A 1,076-nucleotide genomic window follows, 5' to 3' on the forward strand; every position below is an offset into this window, starting at 1 on the left:
GCCGGGTCGGACTCGTCCTGGTCACCGTCGGCGTCGTCCGGTTCGTCGGCGTCGACCGGAGTCGATCCGACGGGGTGCTCGGCGAGCAACTCGGCGAAGTCCTCGTCGAGCATCTGCTGCAACCGGTCGTCGCGGCCGATCTCGTAGTCGTCCGCCGGGCGCTGTGCCCAGCCGAGGCGTCCGACGACGGTGGTGCCGATGTCGTCCCAGGCGCGGGCCCGCGCGGCGAGGACGATCCCGTCGACGAAGTGCTGGTCGTCGCGTCGCTTGTCGAGCATGGCGGCGAGTTGCTCGTACGTGGCCTCGCGCATCCGGAGCTTCAGGTCGTCGCCGCGCCGGTAGTCGTGCTGGTGGCGGGAACGGCCCTTCTGCTTGCTCGAGGTGGAACGGATGTCGCGCATCCGTGCGGCGTCACCCCGTTGTTCCTCGGCCATGCGGTGGAGTTCCTCGCGCGTGGCCTCGGCGATGAGTGCGTGGTCGAAGTACCCCTGGTCACGCAGGGCGTTCGTGATGATGCGGTTGGCCACCGCGATGGTGACGGCGGCCTTCGCGATGAGGAAGCCCTCGTCGACCGCACGCTTCAGTTCGACCTGGCTGATGGGTCGATCGCGCACGTCGTGGTTGCGTCGTCCGAACAAGGCCATGCTCCGACGATACCGGCGACCGGTGTCGGTCCGTCTGCACGGGGGCGGCGGACCTCAGAGGAGCAGGCCGTAGACCGCGACGTCGACCCGCTCGGGGCCGAGCGGCAAGGCGCCACGCAGGGTGCCCTCGTGGGTGAAGCCGAGCCGCTCGGCGAGCCGCCGGCTCCGCACGTTGTCGACCGCCGTCCGGATCTCCACCCGGGCCACGCCGCGGGCCCGGGCAACGCCGATCAGCACGGTGGCGGCCCGCCGGGCGACACCACGGCCCTCCTGTCCGGCGTCCACCCAGTAGCCGAGCGACGCCTGCCCCAGGTACGGGTCGAACGTCAGCGAGGCCACCCCGACCACGCGGTCGTCGTGGCGGATGACGCAGGGCAGCGAGCGGTCCATCGCGTACTGCCCGAGCTGCGGCTCGGTGTGCAGGGCGATGGC

Annotated in this window: 2 protein-coding genes; both read right to left on the reverse strand. The window is 71.4% G+C overall.

The features are described from left to right. Positions 1-644 (reverse strand): hypothetical protein (locus BACI9J_RS23210; protein ID WP_159736700.1); only part of this gene is annotated, 644 nt, incomplete at its 3' end. Positions 645-698: 54 nt separating this feature from the next. Then, positions 699-1,076 (reverse strand): GNAT family N-acetyltransferase (locus tag BACI9J_RS23215; protein ID WP_159736701.1); only part of this gene is annotated, 378 nt, incomplete at its 5' end.

The sequence above is a fragment of the Arthrobacter sp. 9V genome, assembly GCF_902506065.1.
GTDB lineage: Bacteria > Actinomycetota > Actinomycetes > Actinomycetales > Micrococcaceae > Arthrobacter.